The sequence below is a fragment of the Chelatococcus sp. XZ-Ab1 genome, assembly GCF_029309855.1.
Taxonomy (GTDB): Bacteria; Pseudomonadota; Alphaproteobacteria; order Rhizobiales; family Beijerinckiaceae; genus Chelatococcus_A; species Chelatococcus_A sambhunathii.
Genome location: NZ_JARKII010000001.1, coordinates 169422 through 194266, shown reverse-complemented (window position 1 = coordinate 194266; position 24845 = coordinate 169422). Strand labels below are relative to the sequence as shown.

Genomic DNA, 24845 nt, shown 5'->3' with positions numbered 1-24845 from the left:
CAACGGCGGAATTTGGACAACGATGCCGCAGGGGGCAAAGAGACCGTCGGCGGTCGGGCGATCTCCCGCCACTCCCTCACGAGCGGCCTCGTTTCCCGGACGCATGCGACGAGGCGGTATGCCGCCCGGGGACCCAGCACAGGGAACCGCCGACGGCGCCATGACAGAGGCCCCGGATCAGCTCCGCATCCTTCTCGTGAGCGGTGTGTCCGGGGCTCGAAGGTGCGGTGGGGACCAGAGGTTCGCCTGTGAGCGCCTCGCAAGCCCCATTCAGAACTTCGCCGCCACCGCGCCCCGCACGGTGTGGAGATCCGCGTTCACGTTCTCGAACGAGCCGAACCGGACATATTCGTATTCGCCGCGAAGGAAGAGGTTCTCGGTCAGGAGAATGTCGAGACCCAGGCCTGCGGCAATGCCGACCGCATAGGTATCCTTCTTGCGCTCGCTGGCCGAGCCGTAGAGCCCCGCCGCGCAGGCCGGCGGTGTGCTGCCCGTCGTGTCCTCGCACAGATAGACGTTCGCGCTGCGGGTCACATCGGCGCGACCAACCGCAAGACCGAGCGTCGCATAGGGCAGGAAATTGCCAAGATCGTAGCCGGCGCGTCCGCGGAACGTCAGATAGTCGGTCAGCTTCACCTGGGCGCTGGATTCCAGCCCGACATTATACGTGTAGCCGTTGCTGGTGGCCGTCCAGAACCTGTTGCTGTCCGAAGCCGTCGCATCGAGATTGAGTCGCGTGTAGCCGAGCTCGACGCCGAGGACCACATCCTCCCACTGGCTGTTGTAGCCGACGAGAAAGCCGTAGTTGCCGCCGCGCACGTCGCGCTCCGGCAGCACCGTTGCGCCCGAGATGCGGCGCTCCTGCTCGACGGAGAGATTGCGCAGGATATAGGCGATCTGGCTGCTGTTCGCCGTGCCGAAATCGATATTGGCGTTGGAATAGCCGCCCTGCACGCCGATGTAGAAGCCGCCCCAGGCGCCGGTCGGCTCGCTGTCGCCATAGGCGGGCATCGAGCCGCGCAGCCAGCTGTCGCCGAGATCGGCAGCATGAGCGGCCGGAGCCGCGAAAGCCCAGCCGAGACCAATGACCAGGCCCGGAAGAAGCGCGCGCATCGATCAGAACTCCCCAACCTCCAGTACAGCCTCGATCATTGCCCGTTAACCTTAATATTCCGTTGCGAATGCCGCTCAATCGAAGGTGTAGCGCAGGCCGAAGCGCACCTCGTGGCTGCGCAGGTCGCCGACGCGCACCGCCCCGCCCGCCGCCCGCGCCTTGCCGAGATCGGCGAAGCGATAGCCGAGATCGAACTTGAGCGAGGTGGTGATATCGATGGCCGCGCCCGCCATCAGCGCCCAGGCGAATCCGGTGCGCGTGCCGCCGTCATAGGCGATGTCCGTACCGGTCGCCGTCGCGGTCTCCCGGACGGAGCCGAGCCGGTTGACCGCAAGACCGGCACCCGCGCCGACATAGGGTGTGATGCCGGACCACGTGCCGAGGTCGGCATAGAGATTGGCGAGCACCGCGACGGAATTGAGCTTGGCCGTGGCGGCAAGGCCCGGGGCGGAGGCCGAGAGGCTGCGCTCGGCGAAGACATCCCCCGTCACGTCCGCCCGCAGCCAACCGAAGTCGTAGCCGAGCCCGAGCCCGAAGGTGGCGTTCTTGTCCAGCCGCTCCCCGATGTAGCCGAGGCCGTTGATGGACAGCGCGGGGTCGATCGGCATGGCGTAGCCGACGTCGCCGCGCAGGTAGAAACCCTCCCCGCTCGCCAGCACCCCCGGCTCGGGATCGAGCACCGGCGCCGGCGGAAGCTCGGCCGCAGCGACGGGGGCCGCCACGACGAGGGACAGGGCTGCGACGAGAAAGGCATGACGCATCGAGAAATACTCCCGGGACGGACGCAATGGGCGCGGGCAAGGGAGGCACCACCATTTGCCGGGAGCTTGCCGCCAAGAAGTTAAGTGACCATTAACCTTAACGAATGTTGACCGAAGATCTCGACTCCTTTCGCCGACGGCCGGCAAAAAGAAAGCGCGGCGTAGGACGCCGCGCTCCTAGAACTGCGATGATGGCCCGCTCTGCAGCCGATCAGTATTTGGCGACGATCGGCTCGTAGCTCTCGGCAACCACGGGGCCGCCGAACATCCAGCGCATGCCGAGCTTCACGTCGTGCGAGGACAGGTCCTTGAACTTCATCGGGTTGTACACGTTGTTCGTGCCCGTGTACGTGATGATGTCGCCGCTCTGCGCATCGCCCAGATTGACGTAGCGATAGCCGAGCTCGACTGTAAAGTTCGGCGTCACGGCATAGGCAAGGCCCGCATAGAGCGCCCAGGCGAAGTTCCACTTCGAGGCATCGCGCGCATAGGCCGAACCGAGGTTCGGCACGTTCTCGTCGCGGAAGCTGTGGATGGTGTTGTAGGAGCCGCCAACGCCGGCGCCGACGAAGGGCGTCACGCCGTGCCAAGTGCCGAGGTCGAGATAGGCATTGGCAAGGAACAGCCATTCGGACTTCGAGCCCGAATAGTTGTTGGAGCCCGCGGCATAGCCGGGGCCGGCCGGATAGACGTCGTAGCCGTGGAAATTCGCCCGGGCGCGATATTCGCCCGTGACGTCGAAACGTAACCAGCTGTTGAACTGGTAACCGAGGCCGACGCCGAAGAACGGTGCCGCATCGAAGGCCTTGTCGATGTTCACGACGGTGGCGTCGTAGAGCACGTTGTCGAGCTTGTCGACTTCCTGGTTGCTGAAGCCGATGTCGCCTCTGAGATACCAGCCGCCGAAAGCGACGGGTTCGGGCACCGGCAGGGGCGCCGGCGCAGGCAGAAGATCGGCCGCCCGGGCGCCGGAGACGAGCCCGGCGGCCATGAGGCCGGCGCACGCAATGAATTTCAGGCTGCCCATGAGTATTTCCTTCGTACCGGGCAAATCGTGCTTGCCCGCAAAACCGCAGACGAAGGCAATCTAGGCACTACTCGTTAAATATCGCTTAAGCCTAACGCTTAACCCTACCGATCCGTTAAGATGAATCGACAGCGGCGGCCGCCGGAACGGCGCTGGAGGACGGCCGGCGACCTTCCTTGCCCTCGACGGGTGGGACGTGCCGCCGCATCGCCGACCGCTCGCTCCTGTTGCCGGGTGCGCAGACCCTGCACGATGCCGGCGTCAGGCGGCGGCCCTCGTCAGCGCGTCGCAGACCTCGCCCACCACCTGCTCCACGAGGTCGCGGTCGTCGCCCTCGGCCATCACGCGGATCACCGGCTCGGTACCGGAGGGCCGGATCACCAGGCGTCCGTTGCTGCCGAGCCGCTCGCGCGCCGCATCGACGGCATTGGCGACGGAATCGTTCTTCAGCGGCTGGCCGTCCCGGTAGCGCACGTTCTTCAACACCTGAGGCAACGGCTCAAAGCAGTGGCACACCTCGCTCACCGGCCGGTCCTGCGCCTTGAGGACGGCCAGCAGTTGCAAGGCCGCGATGAGGCCGTCGCCGGTCGTCGTATGGTCGGACAGGATGATGTGGCCGGACTGCTCGCCGCCGAGATTGTAGCCGTGCGCCCGCATGTGCTCCAACACGTAGCGGTCGCCCACCGCCGTGCGGGCGAGTTCCAGTCCGCGGCCCGCGAGATAGCGCTCGAGGCCGAGGTTCGACATGATGGTGGCGACGATACCGGGCTTCGACAGGCGCCCGTCAGCCTGCCAGCTCGAGGCGATGACGGCCATCAGCTGGTCGCCGTCCACAAGATGGCCCTTCTCGTCGACGATGAGCACGCGGTCGGCATCGCCGTCGAGCGCGATGCCGATGTCGGCACGGGTCTCGCGTACCTTGCGCACCAGCGCCTCCGGTGCCGTCGAGCCGACCTCGTGATTGATGTTGAAGCCGTCCGGCTCGTCGCCGATGGTGATGACCTCGGCCCCCAGTTCCCACAGCGCCTCGGGCGCAACCTTGTAGGCGGCGCCATTGGCGCAGTCGACGACGATGCGCAGGCCCTCGAGGTCGAGCTGGCGCGGCAGGGTGCGCTTGGCAAATTCGATGTAGCGCGCGTGCACGCTCTCGATGCGCTTGGCCCGGCCGAGCCCCGCGGGCGGCGCCAGCCGGCTCGTCAGATCGCTCGTCATCAGAGCCTCGATCTCGCGCTCGACCTCGTCGGACAGCTTGTAGCCGTCCGGGCCGAAGAGTTTGATGCCGTTGTCTTCGTACGGATTGTGCGAGGCGGAGATCATCACGCCGAGGTCGCAGCGCATGGAGCGCGTCAGCATGGCGACCGCCGGTGTCGGCACTGGCCCGAGCAGCAGCACGTCCATGCCGACCGAGGTGAATCCGGCCTGCAGGGCGGATTCGATCATATAGCCGGACAGGCGCGTGTCCTTGCCGATGACGACACGGTGGCGATAGTCGCCGCGATGGAAGACGAGGCCGGCCGCCTGGCCGACGCGCAGGGCGAGCTCGGGCGTGATGGTGCCGTTGGCCCGGCCACGGATGCCGTCGGTTCCGAAGAAGCTGCGTGTCATGTGCGTAGAGCTCGGTGCGTGCAAGAAGAGGCCACTCTTATCTGAACCCGCGCGAATATATCATCCGGCATCGGCCAATGATGCGCGCGCTTTGTTCACAAAGTATGAGCGCAGATTACAGCCGCTCGATCAGAAAGACGAACGGCGCCCGACGGCGCCGTTCGGCCTGCGTTGGGCGTAAGCGTATCAGGCCTGCGGCTGCGGCTCGAGGCCGGCGTCCGGCTCGCCGCGCGGGCGGTTGAAGCCAGCCGACGGCACGGGCGAGTGGCGCGTGGGCGCCGCCGGCTCGCCGGCATCGCGCACGGGTGGCTTGCCGTCGAGCAGATCGCGGATTTCCTCGCCTGTCAGCGTCTCGTATTCGAGCAGCCCCTTCGCCAGAAGCTCCAGCTGATCGGCCTTCTCCTTGAGGATGCGGGTCGCCTCGGCGTAGCCCGCCTCAACGAAGCGGCGGATCTCGGCATCGATCTTCTGGGCGGTCGCCTCCGAGACGTTCTGCTGGCGTGCCACCGACATGCCGAGGAAGACCTCGTCCTGATTCTCCCCGTACATGACGGTGCCGAGCTCGTCGGAGAAGCCCCACTGCGTCACCATCATGCGGGCGAGCTTGGTCGCCTGCTGGATATCGGAGGCAGCGCCGGAGGTCACCTTGTCCTTGCCGAAGACGAGTTCCTCTGCCACGCGGCCGCCCATCATGATGGCGAGGCGCGAGGTCATCTGCTCGTAGCTCATGGAGAGCTTGTCGCGCTCCGGCAGCTGCATGACCATGCCCAGCGCGCGGCCGCGCGGGATGATGGTCGCCTTGTGTACCGGGTCTGTCGCCGGAACGTTGAGGGCAACCACGGCGTGGCCGGCCTCGTGATAGGCGGTGAGACGCTTCTCCTCCTCGCTCATGACGAGGGTGCGGCGCTCGGCGCCCATCATCACCTTGTCCTTGGCGTCCTCGAACTCGCGCATGGTGACGATGCGCTTGGAGCGGCGGGCAGCAAGCAGGGCCGCCTCATTGACGAGATTCATCAGGTCGGCGCCGGAGAAGCCCGGCGTGCCGCGGGCGATGACCTTGAGGTCGACATCCGGAGCGAGCGGCACCTTACGCACGTGCACGCGCAGGATCTTCTCGCGGCCGGCGACATCCGGGTTCGGCACCACGATCTGACGGTCGAAGCGACCGGGGCGCAGGAGAGCCGGATCAAGCACGTCCGGGCGATTGGTGGCGGCGATGATGATGACGCCCTCGTTGGCCTCGAAGCCGTCCATCTCGACGAGCAACTGGTTCAGGGTCTGCTCGCGCTCGTCATTGCCGCCGCCGAGGCCGGCGCCGCGGTGGCGGCCAACCGCGTCGATCTCGTCGATGAAGATGATGCAGGGCGCGTTCTTCTTCGCCTGTTCGAACATGTCGCGCACGCGGCTCGCGCCGACGCCCACGAACATCTCGACGAAGTCCGATCCCGAAATCGTGAAGAAAGGCACGTTCGCTTCACCCGCGACGGCGCGGGCGGTTAGCGTCTTGCCGGTGCCCGGCGGGCCGACGAGCAGGCAGCCGCGCGGGATGCGCCCGCCGAGCCGCTGGAACTTCTGCGGATCGCGGAGGAACTCCACGATCTCCTGCAGGTCCTCCTTGGCCTCCTCGATGCCGGCGACGTCCTCGAAAGTCACGCGCCCGTGCGCCTCGGTCAGGAGCTTGGCCTTGGACTTGCCGAAGCCCATGGCGCGACCGGCGCCGTTCTGCATCTGGCGCGACAGGAAGATCCAGGCGCCGATGAAGACAAGCAGCGGCAGCCAGTTGACGAGCAGGGCGATGAACCAGGGCGTGGAATCCTGCGGCGGCTTGGCCGTGATCTGCACGCCCTTCTGCGACAGCTTGCTGATCAGGTTGGGGTCGTAGGGCGCGTAGGTGGTGAAGGTGCCGCCCCCGCCGATATAGGTGCCCGTGATGTTCTGGCCCGAGATCACCACGGAGCCGATGCGGCCGTTCTCGGCGTCGGCGATGAGCTGCGAATAGGGAATTTCGTTCGCGGCCTGCCGCTGCCCAGGGTTCTGGAAGAGCGTGACCAGTGCCAGCACCAGGAGAAAGATGACTACCCAGAGGGCGAAATTACGAAAATTGGGATTCATCGTTTCCCTGTCGCTTTGTTCTTCGGCACCGGAACCCGGGCCGCACTCATGTCCAAGCTAATTTAAGATCGCGCTAAACCCTTGCCAAGGGAAACCCAACCCGAGAGGCCCCTTAAGGGAATGTTCGTATCAGCTCCGTATCAGCCAGATGTCGGCGGCTTTTCTGGGGCGCGCCGGCCGCGCCGGCGTGGGGGTTCGGGCGTGATGCGCACGCGACCGCCGGCATCGAGCGCAACGAGCATCCCCGCCAGCGTCGCGCGCATGGTGCTGCCGGCTGCTTGCACCCGCCGCAGGGACGAGGCCAGGGCCTCCAACCGCTCGAGACGCAAGGGCATTGTCGGCGAGGTCGCTCCACCCGCGGCTTCCGCAATGGCACGCTCGAGCACGCGCAGCATCAACTCCTCCGGCAGGCGAAAGATCTCAGCCAATATTTCGACACCCCCATTTCCTTCCGCAAAAGGGTGGATGAGCCGGGCCGCCTCGGCCTGCGCGACCGACGCGAGGGCCTCATCCGCCCTTGCAGCCCGCGCCGCGAGGCGCACGAGCCTCTCCCGCGTCAAACCGAGCGTAGCGGCAGCAGCTCGCGCCGCGGGGCCGCGCAGCCGCGCCCGCGCGTAGGTCGGATCGCGGTTCGAGGGATCGTCCGTTGGCACCAGACCGGCTGCCGTCACCGTCGCCGCGAGACGCGCCTTGGGAATGGCGATGAACGGCCGCGCGAGGCACAGGCTTGGCGCGACCGCGACCCGCGGTCGCATGGCAGCCAGGCCGGCGATGCCGCTGCCTGCGGCAAGACGCATCAGCACGGTCTCGGCCTGATCGTCGCCGTGATGGGCTGTGGCGATGCAATCGGCGCCGATCGCGGCGGCATGGTCAGCGAGCAGGCGGTAGCGCGCCGCACGGGCCGCTTCCTGGATGCCGTGCGCCGGTTTCTCGCCATGCCAGCGTAGGGTCGCGTGCGCCAAGCCGAAGCCAGCCGAAATCCGCGCCACGGCCTCGGCCTCCGCCGCGCTTTCAGCCCTGAGGCCATGGTCGACGGTGGCGACGCTGACGCGCGGCTTGCGTCCGGCACGGTCCAGCCAGCCGGCAATGGTGATCAGAAGGGCAAGGGAATCGGGGCCGCCGGAAACGGCGAGAAGAAGATGGCGGCTGTCGACGAGTTTCAAGAAGGCCGCATCGACCTCGTCCGGAGCGAGAGGCTCATCTTTGGCGTGCGAGGACCCGTTCACGGGTCAGCAGCGCGCCCGCTCGCGCTCGGCCGCCTGACGCACGGCTCCGGGAGCCTGCGGATATTTGCGGGTGACTTCGGCGAAGGTGGCGCAGGCCTGCTCGCGGGCGCCGATCGCGTTGAGCGCCTGTCCGAGCTTGAGCAGCCCCTCGGGGGCACGGCCGGCACTGGGATAGTCTGTGGCGAGCTTCAGATACTGCTCGGCCGCCTCGTTGTAGCGCTTGCGCTGGTAATAGGTTTCGCCGAGAAAAAAGGTTGCGTCGGGCACGAGCCGGTCGCGTGGATGTGACTGGAGAAATTGGCGCAGGCCCATCTCCGCCGCATCATACTGGCGTTGCCGCAGCAGTGCGACGGCCGTTTCATAATCCTGCGCCGGGTTCGCCGATCCCGTCGCAGCGATGCTCGGTCCACTGCGCGCCGTCGGCGCAGAAGCCGCCATCGCCTCCCGCGCCAGCGAATTGATGTCCAGTGGCGTGCCGGCACCGGGTGCAGGATCGTCGCCGATGATGGCGACCCCGCCCGTGGCGCTGTTGGCCGTGTTCACCGGCGCCTCGCCGAGATTGCGCGGAGCCCCCGGCGCCGCAGGCGCGGCCGTGGGGTCGAAGGCATCGCCGCGCCGCTGCGGTGCAGGGGCAGGCGCCGGCTGGGTGCGCGGTGTCGTGGCGCCGGAGCGACCAGCCCCGCCCCCTTCCTGGAAGCGGAATTCCACGTCCTCCTGGAACCGCTGCAGCGTTTGCATGAGCTGCCGGTTCTGGTGCTGCAGCTGCTCGACCTGGCCCGAGAGTTCCCGCACCTGCCCTTCGAGGCGGTTGAGGCGCACGAACATGTCAGCGGCATCCTGCGCGCGTGCGCCTTCGGGCAGGACGATCATGACAGCGGCCGTCGCGAGGAGCGCGACGGCGATGCTTCGGAAGGTCTGGATCATGCGATGCATTCGGTTAGCCGCGTTTGTCGCGTCGGCCTAGCAGAACAGGCCGGTTGCGGCCACAATATGGCTGCAGACCGGCCCTTCCCCACGCAGACGCCACGTCGGGCGAGGGCAGCACCTGTCAGGCGCCGGCCCCGGCATCGAGCACCGTGACGGCGCGGCGGTTCTGCGACCAGCAGGAAATGTCGTTGCACACCGCCACCGGGCGCTCCTTGCCATAGGAGATGGTGCGCATGCGTGAGGCGGGCACGCCGCGCGAGGCGAGATAGTCGCGCACCGTCTGCGCGCGACGGGCACCGAGCGAGAAGTTGTACTCGCGCGTGCCGCGCTCGTCGGCATGGCCCTCGATGAGGAAGGTATAGCGCGGATACTGCGCCAGCCACTGCGCCTGCTTGTTCAAGGTCGCGATCGCGGTCGGCGTCAGATCGGAGGAATCGGTTTCGAAGAAGACGCGATCGCCGACATTCACCACAAAGTCCTGGGCAGTGCCGGGGGCCGCATAGCCGCCGGTACCCGCACCACCGGCGAGGCCGTCCTTGTTGGGATCGGACGAGCAGGCGGCCAGCGTCAGGGCCGCAGCCAGGGCGGCCGCCACCTTGAGGCCGCCCGACGAGAAGAGCGAGGACATCATCTGACAACTCCTTGACGCACCTCCGGCTGTCGGCGACCACCGGACAGACGCGGAACGAAGCCTGATCAATGAGCCGTCAACCTTGACGAGAGGTTGACGACAGGGACCCGAAAGCGACAGGTGCCGTAAAGCTCGCTTTGGGGTTAACCGCCGGTAAACGCCGCCGTCAGCGCACGTCCGTCAGAAGCGGCGACCAAGCGGGATCGGAGCCGAAGGACGGTGTCGGCACCGGCACCTCCACGCGGCCGGTCACGTCCACCATGTAGAGCTTGCCGCCGCCCTGCCCGCCAGGATCGCGCCAGAACATGAGATACTGGCCGTTCGGCGCCCAGCTCGGCCCCTCGTTGTGGAAGCCTTCGGTCAGGATGCGCTCGCCCGTACCATCCGGCCGCATGATGCCGATGGAAAAGGTGCCGCCCTTCTGTCGCGTGAAGGCGATGTAGTCGCCACGCGGCGACCAGACTGGTTGGGCGTAGGAGCCCTCGCCGAAGGAAACGCGCTGCACGTCGGATCCGTCGACGTTCATCACGTAGATCTGCTGCCGCCCGCCACGGTCGGATTCGAAGGCGATGCGCGCGCCGTCGGGCGAGAAGGACGGCGAGGTGTCGATGGCGTTGGTCGAGGTTATGCGGGTCGTCGTGCGCGAGCGCAGGTCCATGATGTAGATGTTGGCATTGCCGCCCTGCTGCAGACTCATGACGATGCGCTGGCCGTCCGGCGAGAAGCGCGGGCTCGACGTCATGTCGGGAAAGTTACCGACGATCTCGCGCTGGCCGGTGTCGAGATTGAGCAACTGCACGTGCGGCTGCTCGCCCGTGCGCTGCGACATGAAGGTGATCTCCTGCGCCACCGGCGAGAAGCGCGGCGTGACGACGAGGTCCTCGCCACGCGTGAGATAGCGCAGGTTGGCGCCGTCCTGGTCCATGATGGCGAGGCGCTTGCGCCGCGCCTCCTTCGGCCCGGATTCGTCGACGAAGACGACGCGCGTGTCGAAGAAGCCCTTGAGGCCGGTGATCCGCGTGAAGATGGCGTCCGAGATGATATGCGCGATGCGCCGCCAGTTGTTTGGATCGGTGAAATACTGCTGGCCGGTGAGCTGCTGGCCGGCGAAGACATCCCACAGGCGGAACTCGGCCTTGAGCCGCCCGCCCCCCTCGCGCGTCACCCTCCCCGTCACCAGTGCCTGGGCGTTGATCGCCTGCCAGGCACTGAACTGGGGCGCGGCGTCGAAGGCCGGCGACGGCTCGACGAAGGCCTGCGCATCGATCGGCACGAAATAGCCGCAGCGGCGCAGGTTGGCGGTGATGACCTCGGCGATGCGCGCGCCGAATTCGACGTCACCGCCGAAATTGGTGACGGCGATCGGCAGCGGCTGAAAGTTCGCACGGTCGAGCGTGATGGTGATTTCCGCGCGCGCTGGCGTCAGCACCGCCGGCACCAGGGTCATCGCCGCGATCAGCGGCAGCGCGAGGCGCGCCATCAGGGTCTTCATCATCGGGCTTTTCTTGGCTCTTGCCGGGAGAGACATGACGTTCGTGGGGCGTTGGTTATGGATGAGGCTGACGGCGAAACCATGTCAGCCCAGGAATTCACTCGGGTCGAGGATGACATTCCACTCCTGCCAGTCGGCATAGAAGGGCTGGAAGCGCTCGGGAATGCGGAAGGGCGCACAGCGCCGCACGGCCCTGAGCGCGCTGTCCGCTACCGAGCGGAATGCGGCCTCGCCGGATGCGTTCGCCAGCGTCGGCGTTGCCCTCAGCGAGCCGTCCGGATTGAGGCTCATGCGCACGATCGGCTTCACCGCGGGATTGGCACCCGGTGGCGGCGACCAGCACTGGGCCAACTGCTCGCGCACGATCCCGCCGAGAATATCGGCGTCGGCGGGCGACAGCCTGGCGGCATTCCCGGTGCGTGTGCCGAGCGAGGCGGTGCGGTTCACCTCCTGCCCGGTCGCTGCGGCGTTCTGCGGCTTGTCCTTGCTCTCGAGCAGCTTGCGGATGTCGTTCGGGCTGAACTTGCGGTCCGGCTCCTGTGACCGCGCGGGCGCCGGCCTCTCCTGCGGCTTCGTGTTCTCGATGAGCTTGGCGAGGTCCTCGCGCTTCGGCTCGGGCTTGGGCTCGGGCTTCCTGGGTTCCGGCTGGCGCTCGGGCGGCTTGTCCGCGATCTCGGGCCGCTTCGGCGGCTGCGGCGCGGGCTCCGTCCGGGCGGGTTCGGGCTTTTCTTCGGCCTGCTTCTCGGCGGTCTCGGTAGTGGGCGCCGGCTGTGGCTTCGGCGGCGTGACCTGCTGGGGTGGAGGGGGCGGCGGCGGAGGCGGCGGCTTCGGCGTCTCGGGCTGCTCGGTCTCGGCTGTCTGCGGTCGCGACGGCGGCGCCGGCACGTCACGCGGCGCCTCGCCTGGCTTCGGCTGCTCCTCGACCTTCTCCGACTGCTTGTCGACCACCGGCCGCGGGTTCTCGGCGACCTTCTTTTCGGTCGGCGTGCCGCGCGTCAGTTCGCGCAGATCGCTCTCGCTGATCACGTCTACGGCAATCGCCTCCTGCTGGTCGGCGAAGGGCGTCGCCGTCGAAAAGGCGACGAGCCCCGCCACGAGCACGGCGGCATGGCCGACGCCCGAAACGATCAAACCCGGTTGCTGGCGAAAGAAGCGCAGCGCCACGGTCCCGCCCTCAGCTGTGCTGCTCCGGCTCCGTCACCAGCGCAACGCGCTTGAAGCCGGCAGCGGTGACGAGCGCCATGACCTGGGCGACGCGGCCGTAGTCGACCTGGCGGGCGCCGCGGATATAGATGCGTTCCTCGGCCCCGGCCTTGGCCACCGCCATCAGCTTGGGGACGATCTCGCCGTCCTCGAGCGGCGTCTCCATCAGGAAGACGCGTCCCTTGTCGTCGATCGACAGCATCAGCGGCTTCTGCTCGACGTTGATCGGCTTGGCGGCCGTCTCGGGCAGGTCGAGCGGCACGCCAACCGTGAGGAGCGGCGCCGCGACCATGAAGATGATGAGCAGCACGAGCATGACGTCGATGAACGGCGTCATGTTGATCTCGGACATGGCGCCGTGGCCGCGGCGCCCACCCCCGCCCCGGCCCCCCCCCCCCCGGCCGCGGCCACCTCCGCCCGCTCCTGCTCCGATGGACATGGCCATGGCAGTTCCCTCTCGTTCCTCGCCCGTCAGGCAGCCGCGCGCTCGTCGATCTGGCGCGACAGGATGGCGGAGAACTCGTCGGCGAAGCCCTCCAGGCGCCCCTGCGCCTTCGCCGCCTCGGCCTGAAGCCGGTTGTAGGCGATGACGGCGGGAATGGCAGCGAAGAGGCCGATGGCCGTGGCGAAGAGCGCCTCGGCGATGCCCGGCGCGACGACCGCGAGGCTCGTATTCTTCGAGGCGGCAATGGAGCGGAAGGAGGTCATGATGCCCCAGACCGTACCGAACAGGCCGATGAAGGGCGAGGCCGAGCCGATAGTGGCGAGCACGAGCAGCTTCGATTCGAGCCGTTCCACTTCGCGCTGGATCGACACATCGAGCACCTTGTCGATGCGCTGGGCAAGGCTCGCGACCGCCCGGCCGCTGCCCTCGAAGGAGCGCTTCCACTCGCGCATGGCGGCGACGAACAGGGCACCCATCCCCGAGACCGGACGGTTCGCGAGCGAGCGATAGAGATCCTCGAGCGACTGGCCGGACCAGAAGACCTCTTCGAAACGGTCCATCTGCCGCTTGGTGCGCATGAACAGCAGCGTCTTGTCGACGATGATCGCCCAGGACCAGATGGAGGCACCGAGAAGGCCCAGCATCACGAGCTTGACGACGAAATGCGCCTGCCAGAACAGCCCCCAGAGGGATACCTCGTTCACAGCCTGCAGGGCACCTTGCGTCACTTCGGCGGGGTCCATTCGCTTGTCCTTTGCACTCTCGCGCGCCGCATGCGCCGCGGCATTCGCCGTCGTCAACGGCAAACGGCAGGCTGTCGAAATTCCGGAAGCGTCACGCAGATGCTCACTCGCTTCCGAATCTGTCGAAATGAGGGCGCCCCTGGCCCCCGCTTCCCGCGCAACGGGCAACTTGCCGTTGTCACAGTTAGTCCCCCGACACGGTTAACGCCGGGTTTCCGAGGCGCGCGGCATTGAGGGCAAGGCTGGTCGGCAACGGCAAATGAAAACGCCCGCCTGATGAGGCGGGCGTCCGCAAGGCAGCTGGCCTTTCGGCAAGGTAGGCGGCGTTACGCCGCGGGCGCCTCGGGCTGCGGGCGCTGGCGACGCTCGGCCATGAACTGGTCGAACTCGGCCTTGTCCTTGGCAAAGCGCAGCTTGTCGAGGAAGGTCTTGAACTCGCGCTGCTCCTCCTCGAGCCGGCGCAGCGTTTCCTCGCGGTATTCGTCGAAGGCGCGGTTACCGCTGGTGCCGCCCGTCCAGCCGCCATGGCCTTCCATACGGGCGCGCAGACGATCCATCTTCTCCTGCAGGCGCGACATCTTATGCTCCCAGCGGTCACTGCCTCTTCCGCACATCATGCGTCCGCTCCACATTGCATAAATCAGGACAAACAGGCCGAGAGGCCACCAGACGAGAAAGCCGAGGATCGTGAGCGCAATCCATGCCCCCCGTCCCATCTCGTCGAGCTTCGCCGCGATCGGCATGACTGGGCTCCATCGGTGAGTGTCGATCGGCTGTGAATGTAAATCACATTTACATAGGTAGGCAAGGGGCGTGGCCTTGTCAAGCGAAAGCGGTCGTTGGTCGGATCGGGCGCCCGCTGCCGCCGGGCGCTGCCTTGTGTTCTTGGCGTATCGCGCACGCCGACGGCAGCAGGACTCCCGCACGAGGGATCGGAGCGAATATCCGGGACCAGCATACCGGGGTGCCAGTGTGCACCCGGCGGCCATGGCGCGCGATCCGACGAAGCCCGCTTGCGGCCGCCATCGGGAGGCTTCATCGCTTGTGGACAGGCCGGTTGCCCCGGTTGTAGCCCGTGCCCGAATCTCCGAGCGTTCAAAGGTGTTCTGTGCGTCGGGACTCCGGCGCGCTATAGTCGAAGAGAAAGGTGATTCGTCGCAGGCCTCCGGTCTATTTGGATCAATGCCTGTAACGAATACGTCGTTGGCGCGATATCTCTTCGAAATATAGCGGCAACGGCGTGGTCGCGTCGCCCGTGTACTGCGTTGCTTCACGGCAGCCGGGGTCATGGCCGGTTGCCCGAACCGTCCGAGCGAGCCGAGGTATCGGCAATGACCCACGTCGAGTTTGATTACGAACGCAGTGAACACCCGCTCGATGTCGTCGAGCGGCTTGCCAATATCAACGACTGGACTTTCGACCGGGCCGAAGACGACGAGATGTCGATTTCGGTAGCGGGCGTGTGGGCGGAATACCACATCGCCTTCACCTGGATCGAGGACGTCGAGGCGGTGCATGTCGCCTGCGCTTTCGACCTCAAGGTGCCCGAGCGGCGGAAGGCGGAGTTGCTGCAACTCGTCGCGCTCATCAACGAGCAGCTCTGGGTCGGGCATTTCGACCTGTGGAGCGCGCAGGACGTCGTCATGTTCCGTCATGCCCTGCTCCTGAGTGGCGGCGCTGAACCGACGCGCAGCCAGTGCGAGAGCATGCTGCGGACCGCCCTCGAAGCATGCGAGCGGCACTACCAGGCCTTCCAGTTCGTGCTCTGGGCCGGCAAGAGCGCCCGCGAGGCGCTGGAGAGCGTCCTGTTCGAGACCGAAGGCGAGGCCTGACGCCGCAGCCCGACAGGTCGCGGTGGCAAGTTGTGCCCGCGCGGCCTACAACGGCGGGCATGGGCTGTGCCTTTGGCGCAGGTCGATCTTCTTCGGATAGGGCCCGATGTCTCTCGTATTTCCCGAAACCCTCGTTCTCGTCGGCGCCGGCAAGATGGGCGGCGCCATGCTCGACGGCTGGCTCGCCAATGGCCTGGCGCCGGAGGCCGTGACCATTCTCGACCCACACCCCGCGCAGGAACTGACGGCGCTGGCGCGCGAGAAGGGCCTCCGGCTCAACCCGCCACTCGCCGAAATCGCGCCGCCGGCCGCCCTCGTACTCGCCATCAAGCCACAGTCGCTCGATGCGAGCGCCGACACGATTGCACGACTCGCCGGCGCCGGGACGCTCGTCGTCTCGATTCTCGCCGGCAAGACCATCGCCAACCTGCGCGCACGCCTGCCCGCCGCCGGCGCCATCGTGCGCGCCATGCCGAACCTGCCGGCGGCCGTACGCCGCGGCGTCACCGCAGCCGTCACCGGCCGCGAGACCAGCCGCGAGCGGCGCCTCATTGCCGACAGCCTGCTGAAGGGCGTCGGCACCGTCGAATGGCTCGACGACGAGAGCCTGATCGATGCGGTCACGGCGGTATCCGGCTCGGGCCCAGCTTATGTCTTCCACCTTACCGAATGCCTTGCCGAAGCGGGCGCCGCCGCCGGCTTGCCGCCGGACCTCGCCGCCCGGCTCGCCCGCGCCACGGTGGTCGGCGCCGGCGAGATGCTGCGCCAGACGGAGCTCACCCCCGCCAAGCTGCGCCAGAACGTCACCTCCCCCGGCGGCACCACGGCCGCCGCCCTCGACGTGCTGATGGCGAAGGACGGGCTGCAGCCGCTGCTGACGAAGGCCGTCGCGGCAGCCAGGAAACGCGCCGGCGAACTGTCGGGCTGACAGAGCTGCCGGCCGCCATTCGCCGGCAGCGTCGACGGGCTGTCGGGGCGCGCAATCGCGCCCTGCCGGCACGATTCCCCTTCCGATGCCGGCGGCAATGCCTATCTTGAAGACAGACCGTGCATCGAGGAGGACGACATGGCAGCCAAGGGCACCGAAAAGGCGCGCGACATCCGCGGTGACATCGTCGAGGCCCTCATGCGCCTCGCCGCCGAGAGGGACTGGGACGCGATACGCCTCTCCGACATTGCTGCCGAGGCGGGCGTGACGCTGGCCGAGTTCCGCGGCGCCTTCGGCTCCAAGGGCGCTGTCCTCGCCGAGTTCAGCCGCCGCATCGACAAGGCGGTGCTCGAAGCCATGCCGGCGCCCGAGGCGCCCGACAGCATGGCAGACCAGCCGGCCCGCGAGCGCGTCTTCGACGTCATGATGCGCCGGCTCGATGCGCTGACGCCCTACCGGGCCGCCCTCAAGCGCCTGTCCCGCAGTCTCCGGCGCGAACTGACGGCCCTGCCGGAGCTGGCGCGGCTGGCACTCAATTCCCAGCGCTTCATGCTGGAGGCCGCTGGCATCGACACGGAAGGCGCCATGGGGCGGTTGCGCCTGCAGGGCGCCGTCCTCGTCTACGCCCGCGTGCTCGACACCTGGTACGACGACGACGATCCGGCGCTCGCCGCGACCATGGCCCGGCTCGACCGGGAGTTGACGCGCGGGGAGCGCATGCTGCGCTGCGCCGAGGATGCCTACCGTCTTGCCGCCCCGTTCCGGGCCGCCGCACGCGTCTTCTGCGAGGGCCGCGCCCGCAATCGCCGCTATTGGCGCGAGCGGGCGCGCAGCCGCCGCGACATCGACGGCGACGACAACGAATCCTTCGCCCCGGCCATCTGACCCCCATCATTCGGGCCCGCCGCAGAATCTGCTGCGGCGGGCCCGGATGCGGCATCTTCTGTCATCATCGGTCGTTTCTCCACGCCGACGTTGGGATGCGTTGCGCGATGATCTTGCATTGGAGCGTCGCCGGCGGCACATGCGGCGACGCCCGCAACCGATGGAGAATTCCTGCCCATGTCGACGACGGACCTCGCAAGCGAACGCATCACCTTCGACGATTTCCTCAAGATCGACATCCGCGTCGGCACCATCGTCGAGGTCGCCCCCTTCCCGGAGGCCCGCAAGCCGGCATTCAAGCTCGTGATCGATTTCGGCGGTGACATCGGCCGCAGGAAGTCGTCGGCCCAGATCACCCAGAACCACGCGCCCGAGGATCTCGTCGGCCGGCAGGTGCTGGCGGTCGTCAACTTCGCCCCGCGCCAGATCGGCCCCTTCATGTCCGAGGTACTGACGCTCGGCGTGCCCGACGCGGCCGGCAACGTCATGCTCATCGGCCCCGACCGCCCCGTGCCGAATGGCGGGCGGCTGTACTGAGGCCTGCTAGACGGGTATGCGCACCATCGCCCGGAGGCCGCCGAGCGGGCTGTCCATCAGCGTCACGTCGCCGCCATGGGAGCGGGCGATGTCGCGGGCGATGGCAAGGCCGAGGCCGGTGCCGCCGTCGTCGACGTTGCGCGCCTCGTCGAGACGCACGAAGGGCTTGAACACCTCCTCGCGCAGCTCCTTCGGCACGCCGGGGCCGTCGTCGTCCACCGTGATGATGAGCCAGCGCAGGTCGCGTAGGGCATTGATGGCGATGGTCTTGCCATGTCGCGCCGCATTGGCCACCAGGTTGACGAGGAGGCGCCGGAAAGCGTCCGGCCGCACGGTGACGACGAGGTCATCGGCCACGGTCACGCTCGTCGCATGGCCCTGCCGCTCGAGATCAGCCTGCAGGTCCTCGAGCAGGTCCCGCATGTCGGTCGGTGCCGGCTGCTCGCCGGCATCGCCGCGCGCGAAGGCGAGATAGGCCTCGAGCATGCGTGTCATCTCGTCGACGTCCTTGCGCAGGGCCTCGACGTCCGGTGTGTCCTCCAGCATGGCGAGCGACAGCTTGAACCGCGTCAAGATTGTGCGCAGGTCGTGGCTGACACCGTTCAGCATGGTCGTGCGCTGGTCGATGGCCCGCTCGACGCGCTGCTTCATCTCGAGGAAGGCCTGGCCGGCCCGGCGCACCTCGCGCGCGCCGCGCGGGTGGAACTCGACCTCGCGCCCCTTGCCGAAGGCTTCGGAAGCGTCGGCAAGGCGCAGGATCGGCTTGATCTGGTTGCGCAGAAAGAGGATGGCGACGGCGAGCAGCACCAGCGATGCCGTCACCATCCACACGAGGAAGATGTGGGAGTTCGACGCATAGGCGAGGCTGCGCCGCGCGATGATGCGCATCACCGCCTTGTCGAGCTTGATGCGGATCTCGATGAGGTTGGAGCGCCCCACGGTGTCGATCCAGAACGGGCGCGCCACCTGCTTGCGGATCTCGTCGGAGAGCACGCTGTCGAGGATGGAGAAGAAGGGCTTCGGCCCCGGCGGCGGCAGTTCCTCGCCCGGCAGGATGTCTACGTCGAGCCCGAGATCCTGCGCCGCGATGCGCGTAAGGATCGTCGCCTCGGCATCCTGCGGATAGCTCTCGTAGACGTGGATGAGCGCCGCGACGTCGCCTGATACGGCGGACGACAGCCGCCGGGTGACGAGTTGCCAGTGCCGCTCCATGAAGACATAGGCAACGACGGACTGCAGGATAACGACCGGTGCGATGATGATGATAAGCGAGCGGGCATAGAGGCCCTTGGGCATCATCGAGCCAACCCAGCGCAAGGCCCGGTGGAAGAAGGCCGACGGTCGACCCATCGCACTGATTAGGCTCATGAGGTCACGTCATTCGTCCACGAGCAACCGGTAGCCTATGCCGCGCACGGTCTGCAGATGCACCGGGTTGGCCGGGTCACGCTCGATCTTGCGGCGCAGCCGGTTGATCTGCACATCTACCGTGCGCTCGCTGGCACCGGCCCCGAGCCCGGCGAGCGCCTCGCGCGGCACCTGCTGGCCCGGGCGCGAGCCAAGGATGCTCAGGATCTCCCGCTCCCGGTCCGTGATGCGGATGATCTCGTCGCCGCGGCGCAGTTCGCCCCGGTCGAGGCGGAAGGTGAACTCGCCGAAGCGGATGGCATCGGCCGGCGCCTGGGCGCCCTCGCCGTTGCCCGCCCGCTTGAGGATGTTGCCGACGCGCAGCAGGAGTTCACGCGGTTCGAAGGGCTTCGACAGATAGTCGTCCGCACCGATCTCGAGCCCCCTCACCCGGTCGCCGGCATCCGCCCGCGCCGTCAGCATCAGGATCGGCATGCCCGACAGCAGCCGCAGGCGTCTGGCGAAGTCGAAGCCGTTCTCGCCGGGCATCATGATGTCGAGCACCATCAGGTCGAAGACCATGTGGCCGAGCCGTGACTCGGCCTCGGCCGCATTGGCGGCCGGCGTCACGCGGTAGCCGTTCTCGCTGAGGAACCGTGTGAGGAGATCGCGCAGGCGCCTGTCGTCATCAACCACGAGAATGTGCGGTGCATCGTCCGCCAGCGAGATCGCCCTTCGCATCCGTCAATCCCCGACAGGCGGCACCCGCCCGTCACTGCCCCTTCCGTTGGCCCGCACCGTACACGAGGCGCGCCACGTGGTCGCGATCGTTTTCGTCGATCATGGCGAAAAGAAAGCGTAGCGCCGCCTGCCTGTCGTCCTCGCCACAGCGCTCGATCGCCCGGCGAATGCGCTCGCCCTGCAACCGGGAGAGCGCGAGCGCCAGGTCGCGGCCCTTGACGGTGGGGAACAGGAGGCGCTGGCGCCGGTCCTGCACGCCGGTGCGCTGCTCGACGAAGCCCTTTTCGACCAGCTCCTTGAGCACGCGGTTGAGGCTCTGCTTGGTGATGCGCAGGATGTCGAGCAGCTCGGCGATGGTGAGACCCGGCTGGCGGTTGACGAAATGCAGTACCCGGTGATGGGCCCGGCCGAAGCCGTAGTCCGTCAGGATGCGGTCGGGATCGCTGACGAAGTCGCGATAGGCGAAGAAGAGAAGCTCGATCACGTCGAAACAAGATTGCGTCTCGACGGGGTCGATCGCAGCCGCGGGCGGCGCCTCGGCAAGGGCTCCAGACAATGCGTCACTCCGTTACGTCAGCCTTATTGACATATCTCAAGCCGATTGTTACTCGTCAAGCGCGATCCGCGAAACGAATGAACTTTGCCGGGCTGTTTTGGGTAGCATTCTGACCCTCCGGCACCGAAGGCGGACGAGGTCGTGAGGAGAATCTCCCAATGTCAGTCATTCCGTTCGATCAGCGTGAAGGTGTCATCTGGTTCGATGGCAAGCTCGTCCCCTGGCAGGACGCGACGCTGCACGTACTCTCCCACGGCCTGCACTATGCCTCCTGCGTGTTCGAGGGCGAGCGCGCCTATGGCGGCGCTATTTTCAAGTCTACCGAGCACTCGCAGCGCCTGAAGAAGTCGGCGGAATACCTCGATTTCGAGATCCCGTTCTCGGTCGAGGAGATCGACGCCGCCAAGCGCCTGGTGCTGGAGAAGAACGGTCAGGTCGACGCTTATGTGCGCCCGGTCGCCTGGCGCGGCTCGGAGATGATGGGCGTCTCGGCCCAGCACAATAAGATCCACCTCGCCATCGCCACCTGGGAATGGCCGAGCTATTTCGACCCGGCCCAGCGCCTCAAGGGCATCCGGCTCGACATGGCCGAGTTCCGCCGCCCGGATCCGGCGACGATCCCGTGCAAGTCCAAGGCTGCCGGCCTCTACATGATCTGCACGATCTCCAAGCACAAGGCCGAGCGCAAGGGCTATGCCGACGCCCTGATGCTCGACTGGCGCGGCCAGGTCGCCGAGTGCACGGGCGCCAACGTCTTCTTCGTGAAGGACGGCGCGCTGCACACGCCGACACCGGACTGCTTCCTCGACGGCATCACCCGCCGCACGGTCATCGACCTCGCCAAGCGCCGCGGCTTCGAGGTCGTCGAGCGCGCCATCCTGCCGGGCGAGCTCGAGGGCTTCTCGGAGTGTTTCATCACCGGCACCGCCGCCGAGGTGACGCCGGTCGCCGAGATTGGCCCCTACACCTTCGTGCCCGGCGCCATCACCAAGGCCCTGCTCGATGACTACATGGCCGAGGTGCAGCCGAAGGCCCGGGCGGCGTGAGGTATGGCGGCGGGTGCCTCCCGGCGCCCGCCCGCCTTTTGCGATGAACGATATCCAGCGCCATGGCCGGGCTTGTCCCGCCATCTACTTCTGAACGCGGCGCTTGCCTGTTGAAGGCGTGGATGCCCGCAGCAGGCGCGGGCGTGACGCGCCGGGATACGCTGTTCCCTCACTCCCAGCGTGTTGTCGCCTCGTCGTCCTCCTGCCGCGGCGCCACCCAGCCGCCGCTGGTGCCGTCGGCGAGATACTCCTTCTTCCAGAACGGCGCGCGGGTCTTCAGGTAATCCATCAGGAACGACGCCGCCTCGAAGGCCGCCTGCCGATGATCCGAGGCGGTGACGACGAGCACGATGTTCTCGCCGGGGCGGATGAGGCCGTAGCGGTGGATGACGCAAAGGCCCTTCAGCGGCCAGCGCCGCTCCGCCTCCGCGGCCACGCGCGCGATCTCCTCCTCCGCCATGCCGGGATAATGCTCGAGCTCGAGCGCGGCGAGCCGCCCGCCGTCGTTCCGGCACACGCCGATGAAGGTGACGACGGCACCAATGTCATGAGGGCCGGGCTCCCGGGCACCCGCATCCCCGCCGGCCTGCAGCGCCGCCACTTCCGCCGCGACATCGAAATCGGCCGACTGGACGCGGATATCGGCCATGGTGTCAGCCGCCTGTCATGGGCGGGAAGAAGGCGATCTCGCCCGCTCCCGCGATGGGCGCATCGGGCCTGACGTGGCGCCGGTCGATGGCCGCGCGCACGATATCCGGCTCGGCGAAGGCATGGGCATATTCCTCGCCCCTGCCCCTGAGCCAGCCGGCGAGTTCGGCGACCGTGCGCACCTCGTCCGGTGGCGTCACGGTTTCCTCGGTCTTGCCGATCCGCTCGCGCACCCACGCGAAATAGACGATTTTCATGACCGCCGCGCGTCCTCCTCGAGGAGATGCTTGATCCCGGCCTTCATATAGTCCCACCCGGTGTAGAGCGTCAGCACCGCGGCGAGCCACAGGAGCACGATGCCGATCACGATCGTGCCGGGCAATACACGCTCCCCGGCCGGACCGGCCACGAGAAAGCCGATGGAAAGGAGCTGGAACGTCGTCTTCCACTTGGCGACACGCGTCACCGGAACGCTGACGCGCAGTTCCGCCAGGAATTCGCGCAGACCCGAAACGAGGATCTCGCGGCACAGGATGATGATGGCCGCCCACATGCTCCAACCGCGGATGGTCCCGTCCGAGGCGAGCATGAGGAGGCACGCCGCCACGAGGAGCTTGTCGGCGATGGGGTCGAGCATGCGCCCAAGCGCCGATTGCTGCGACCAGGCGCGCGCCAGCCAGCCGTCGAGATAATCCGTCACCGCCGCTGCGATATAGAGGCCAAGCGCGATCCAGCGCGTCCACAGGTCCTCCGGCCAGAAGAGGCAGACGACCACCGCCGGCACGGCCGCGATGCGACCATAGGTCAGGAGATTCGGCAGGCTCAGCGCGCCATTCCGGCGCGTGGTGGCAGTCTCACTCATCGGGCGCGAGCAAACCTTTTCTGTTGCGGTGCGTCAACCTCGGGCAGTCTATCGCCCATCCGTCTCGTGGAAGAAATCATAGACGAGTCGCGCTGTGGCGGCATTGATCCCGGGCACGCGCTGCAGGTCGTCGAGCGAGGCGCGCGAGACCGCCTTCGCCGTGCCGAAGTGGTGCAGCAGCGCCCGCTTGCGCGCCGGGCCGACGCCGGCGATCTCGTCGAGCGGATTGCGGCCGATGTCGCGCCTGCGCCTGGCCCGGTGCGTGCCAATGGCGAAGCGGTGCGCCTCATCGCGCAGACGCTGGATGAAATAGAGGGCCGGATCGCGCGGCGGCAGACGGAAGGGCTCGCGTCCGGGGATGACGAAGGTCTCGCGACCGGCATCGCGATCCGCTCCCTTGGCGACACCGACGAGCGGCACGTCCGTGATGCCGAGTTCGGCGAGCACCTGGCGCGCGGCCTCGATCTGGCCCTTGCCGCCGTCGATGAGCACGAGATCCGGCCAGGCGGGAAAGGCTCCGTCCCCGTCCCCGTCCGTTTCCGGCGGGAGGTCCGGAAGGCCATCGGCACCTCGTTTCTCCGCCGAGCGGGAGGGATCGGACGCCATATCCGCCTGCGACATGTCGCGGGCCTCCTCCGGCCTCACCCGCGGCGCCTCCTTCAGCAACCGCGCGAACCGCCGCTGCATCACCTGGCGCATCATGCCGTAGTCGTCGCCGGGCGTGAGGTCCTGCGAGCGGATGTTGAAGGTGCGGTAGTGGCTCTTCATGAACCCGTCCGCACCCGCGACGATCATGGCGCCGACGGCGTTTGTGCCGGAGATGTGCGAGTTGTCGTAGACCTCGATGCGCCGCGGTGCTTCGGCGAGGCCGAGCGCCTCGCCCACCGCGGCAAGCAGCTTGCGCTGCGAGCTCGTGTCGGCCAGACGCCGGCCCAGGGCCTCGCGCGCGTTCTGCGCCGCGTGCGCCACAAGGTCGCGCTTCTCGCCGCGTTTCGGCGCCGCGATCTCGACGCGCTGGCCGGCGCGGGCCGACAGGGCTTCCACGAGCAGATCGCGCTCGGCCGGCTCGTGCGAGACGAGTACGAGCCGCGGGCACGGCTTGTCGTCGTAGAACTGGGCAATGAAGGAGGTCAGCACCTCCTCCGGCGGCAAGCTCTTGTCGGCCTTCGGAAAATAGGCGCGGTTGCCCCAGTTCTGGTGATTGCGGAAGAAGAAGACCTGCACGCAGAACTGCCCGGCCTGTTCATCGAGCGCGAAGACGTCCGCCTCTTCCACGCCCTGCGGGTTGATGTCCTGGCTCGTCTGCACGGCCGACAGCGCCGCGAGACGGTCGCGGTAGCGCGCCGCTCTCTCGAATTCGAGCGCCTCGGAAGCCGCCTGCATCTCGCCTGCCAGCATCTGCTTCACCGCGCTGGAGCGGCCGGAGAGGAATCCGCGCGCCTCCTCGACGAGATGGCCGTAATCCGCGAGCGAGATTTCCCCGGTGCAGGGCGCGGCGCAGCGCTTGATCTGGAACAGCAGGCACGGGCGCGTGCGGTTCTCGTAATAGCTGTCGGTGCAGGTGCGCAGAAGGAAGGCGCGCTGCAGGGCGTTGACGGTGCGCGTCACGGCGCCCGCATTGGCGAAGGGGCCGTAGTAATTGCCCTTGCGCGTACGGGCGCCACGGTGCTTGACGAGTTGCGGCGCCTCATGGTCGCCGGTGATGAGAATGTAGGGGAAGGACTTGTCGTCGCGTAACAACACATTGTAGCGCGGCCGCAACTGCTTGATGAGATTGGCCTCGAGCAGTAACGCCTCGGTCTCCGTCTGCGTGGTGACGAATTCCATGGCCGCCGTCTCGGCGATCATCCGCATGGTGCGATGCCCGCCGTGGCCGATGCCGCGCATGTAGTTGGCGACGCGCTTCTTGAGGCTGCGCGCCTTGCCGACATAGAGCACGTCGCCCGAGGCGTCGATCATGCGATAGACGCCGGGGCTGTTGGGCAATGTCTTCCAAAAGTCGCGGATGACCTCCGCGCCAGCGCGCACGGAAGCCGGCGCATCGGCGACGAGATGCTCGATCTCGCGCAGTTCGCCGCCATTCTCGCCCGTCTCCGCCGGGACGTCCTCGTCCTGCCGCGCGGGGGCTCTTCCGCTCTTCGAGTCGTCCGCCATCATGGCGATGAGGTGACGCCGTG

Annotated in this window: 25 protein-coding genes; 5 read left to right on the top strand and 20 right to left on the bottom strand. The window is 67.3% G+C overall.

Features of this window, described 5'->3' with window-relative positions; translation table 11 throughout:
* Positions 1-270 precede the first annotated feature (270 nt).
* From P2T65_RS00945 to P2T65_RS00885, 13 genes are all read right to left on the bottom strand, one after another.
* The gene (locus tag P2T65_RS00945; protein WP_276199008.1) at positions 271-1113 is read right to left on the bottom strand and encodes an outer membrane beta-barrel protein; all 843 of its coding nucleotides are present in this window, start codon (positions 1111-1113) and stop codon (positions 271-273) included.
* Positions 1114-1188: 75 nt separating this feature from the next.
* A complete protein-coding gene (locus P2T65_RS00940; RefSeq protein ID WP_055457620.1) occupies positions 1189-1875 on the bottom strand; it encodes an outer membrane beta-barrel protein in 687 nt (228 codons plus the stop codon).
* A gap of 211 nt (positions 1876-2086) precedes the next feature.
* Entirely contained in the window at positions 2087-2902 is an 816-nt protein-coding gene (locus P2T65_RS00935) for an outer membrane beta-barrel protein (RefSeq protein WP_055457621.1), read from the bottom strand.
* A gap of 261 nt (positions 2903-3163) precedes the next feature.
* The gene (glmM, locus tag P2T65_RS00930) at positions 3164-4507 is read right to left on the bottom strand and encodes a phosphoglucosamine mutase (RefSeq protein WP_055457622.1); all 1344 of its coding nucleotides are present in this window, start codon (positions 4505-4507) and stop codon (positions 3164-3166) included.
* 186 nt (positions 4508-4693) lie between these two features.
* Positions 4694-6619 (bottom strand): ATP-dependent zinc metalloprotease FtsH, encoded by a 1926-nt coding sequence (ftsH, locus tag P2T65_RS00925; RefSeq protein WP_055457623.1) that lies wholly within the window; start codon positions 6617-6619, stop codon positions 4694-4696.
* 140 nt (positions 6620-6759) lie between these two features.
* A complete protein-coding gene (tilS, locus tag P2T65_RS00920) occupies positions 6760-7782 on the bottom strand; it encodes a tRNA lysidine(34) synthetase TilS (protein ID WP_276199007.1) in 1023 nt (340 codons plus the stop codon).
* Positions 7783-7848: 66 nt separating this feature from the next.
* Positions 7849-8769 (bottom strand): tol-pal system protein YbgF, encoded by a 921-nt coding sequence (gene ybgF, locus P2T65_RS00915; RefSeq protein WP_055457625.1) that lies wholly within the window; start codon positions 8767-8769, stop codon positions 7849-7851.
* Positions 8770-8893: 124 nt separating this feature from the next.
* Positions 8894-9400, bottom strand: a complete 507-nt coding sequence (pal, locus tag P2T65_RS00910) for a peptidoglycan-associated lipoprotein Pal (protein ID WP_276199180.1) — start codon at positions 9398-9400, stop codon at positions 8894-8896.
* Between the two features lie 169 nt (positions 9401-9569).
* Complete coding sequence (tolB, locus tag P2T65_RS00905) at positions 9570-10898, bottom strand: Tol-Pal system beta propeller repeat protein TolB (protein WP_055457626.1); 1329 nt, start codon at positions 10896-10898, stop codon at positions 9570-9572.
* 81 nt (positions 10899-10979) lie between these two features.
* Positions 10980-12059 (bottom strand): hypothetical protein, encoded by a 1080-nt coding sequence (locus tag P2T65_RS00900; RefSeq protein ID WP_071924102.1) that lies wholly within the window; start codon positions 12057-12059, stop codon positions 10980-10982.
* Between the two features lie 10 nt (positions 12060-12069).
* The gene (locus P2T65_RS00895) at positions 12070-12543 is read right to left on the bottom strand and encodes a biopolymer transporter ExbD (RefSeq protein ID WP_276199006.1); all 474 of its coding nucleotides are present in this window, start codon (positions 12541-12543) and stop codon (positions 12070-12072) included.
* A gap of 26 nt (positions 12544-12569) precedes the next feature.
* Positions 12570-13286 carry a protein TolQ gene (gene tolQ, locus P2T65_RS00890; protein WP_055457629.1) on the bottom strand — a complete coding sequence of 239 codons (717 nt, stop codon included), beginning with the start codon at positions 13284-13286 and terminating at the stop codon, positions 12570-12572.
* Positions 13287-13612: 326 nt separating this feature from the next.
* Positions 13613-14029: a DUF2852 domain-containing protein gene (locus tag P2T65_RS00885; protein ID WP_055457630.1), complete on the bottom strand. Its 417-nt coding sequence runs from the start codon at positions 14027-14029 to the stop codon at positions 13613-13615.
* Positions 14030-14617: 588 nt separating this feature from the next.
* Here P2T65_RS00885 and P2T65_RS00880 point away from each other — a divergent pair.
* The 4 genes from P2T65_RS00880 to P2T65_RS00865 all read left to right on the top strand — a co-directional run bounded on the left by P2T65_RS00880 (position 14618) and on the right by P2T65_RS00865 (position 17468).
* Positions 14618-15118 carry a YbjN domain-containing protein gene (locus tag P2T65_RS00880; protein WP_055457631.1) on the top strand — a complete coding sequence of 167 codons (501 nt, stop codon included), beginning with the start codon at positions 14618-14620 and terminating at the stop codon, positions 15116-15118.
* A 106-nt stretch (positions 15119-15224) separates the two neighbouring features.
* Positions 15225-16046 carry a pyrroline-5-carboxylate reductase gene (proC, locus tag P2T65_RS00875; RefSeq protein WP_055457632.1) on the top strand — a complete coding sequence of 274 codons (822 nt, stop codon included), beginning with the start codon at positions 15225-15227 and terminating at the stop codon, positions 16044-16046.
* 138 nt (positions 16047-16184) lie between these two features.
* On the top strand, positions 16185-16931 hold the full coding sequence (locus P2T65_RS00870) for a TetR family transcriptional regulator (RefSeq protein ID WP_055457633.1): 747 nt from the start codon (positions 16185-16187) through the stop codon (positions 16929-16931).
* A gap of 177 nt (positions 16932-17108) precedes the next feature.
* Entirely contained in the window at positions 17109-17468 is a 360-nt protein-coding gene (locus P2T65_RS00865; protein ID WP_055457634.1) for a tRNA-binding protein, read from the top strand.
* 6 nt (positions 17469-17474) lie between these two features.
* On the opposite strand, the gene P2T65_RS00860 is transcribed toward P2T65_RS00865, so the two are convergent.
* From P2T65_RS00860 to P2T65_RS00850, 3 genes are read right to left on the bottom strand one after another with little or no spacing between them, the layout of a single operon-like run.
* Entirely contained in the window at positions 17475-18818 is a 1344-nt protein-coding gene (locus P2T65_RS00860) for an ATP-binding protein (RefSeq protein ID WP_245280452.1), read from the bottom strand.
* Positions 18819-18845: 27 nt separating this feature from the next.
* The gene (locus P2T65_RS00855) at positions 18846-19556 is read right to left on the bottom strand and encodes a response regulator transcription factor (protein ID WP_055457636.1); all 711 of its coding nucleotides are present in this window, start codon (positions 19554-19556) and stop codon (positions 18846-18848) included.
* 31 nt (positions 19557-19587) lie between these two features.
* Positions 19588-20073, bottom strand: a complete 486-nt coding sequence (locus P2T65_RS00850) for a MarR family transcriptional regulator (RefSeq protein ID WP_245282670.1) — start codon at positions 20071-20073, stop codon at positions 19588-19590.
* 197 nt (positions 20074-20270) lie between these two features.
* On the opposite strand from P2T65_RS00850, the gene P2T65_RS00845 reads away from it, so the two are divergent.
* On the top strand, positions 20271-21158 hold the full coding sequence (locus tag P2T65_RS00845) for a branched-chain amino acid aminotransferase (RefSeq protein ID WP_055457638.1): 888 nt from the start codon (positions 20271-20273) through the stop codon (positions 21156-21158).
* Positions 21159-21327: 169 nt separating this feature from the next.
* On the opposite strand, the gene P2T65_RS00840 is transcribed toward P2T65_RS00845, so the two are convergent.
* Genes P2T65_RS00840 through uvrC form a run of 4 tightly spaced genes read right to left on the bottom strand, consistent with a single transcriptional unit; the run spans position 21328 to position 24825 of the window.
* Positions 21328-21807 (bottom strand): molybdenum cofactor biosynthesis protein MoaE, encoded by a 480-nt coding sequence (locus P2T65_RS00840; protein ID WP_276199005.1) that lies wholly within the window; start codon positions 21805-21807, stop codon positions 21328-21330.
* 4 nt (positions 21808-21811) lie between these two features.
* Positions 21812-22063, bottom strand: a complete 252-nt coding sequence (moaD, locus tag P2T65_RS00835) for a molybdopterin converting factor subunit 1 (protein ID WP_055457640.1) — start codon at positions 22061-22063, stop codon at positions 21812-21814.
* Complete coding sequence (gene pgsA, locus P2T65_RS00830) at positions 22060-22668, bottom strand: CDP-diacylglycerol--glycerol-3-phosphate 3-phosphatidyltransferase (protein WP_055457641.1); 609 nt, start codon at positions 22666-22668, stop codon at positions 22060-22062. Before pgsA ends, moaD begins: the two co-directional genes overlap by 4 nt.
* A gap of 48 nt (positions 22669-22716) precedes the next feature.
* On the bottom strand, positions 22717-24825 hold the full coding sequence (gene uvrC / locus P2T65_RS00825) for an excinuclease ABC subunit UvrC (protein ID WP_276199004.1): 2109 nt from the start codon (positions 24823-24825) through the stop codon (positions 22717-22719).
* Positions 24826-24845 lie beyond the last annotated feature (20 nt).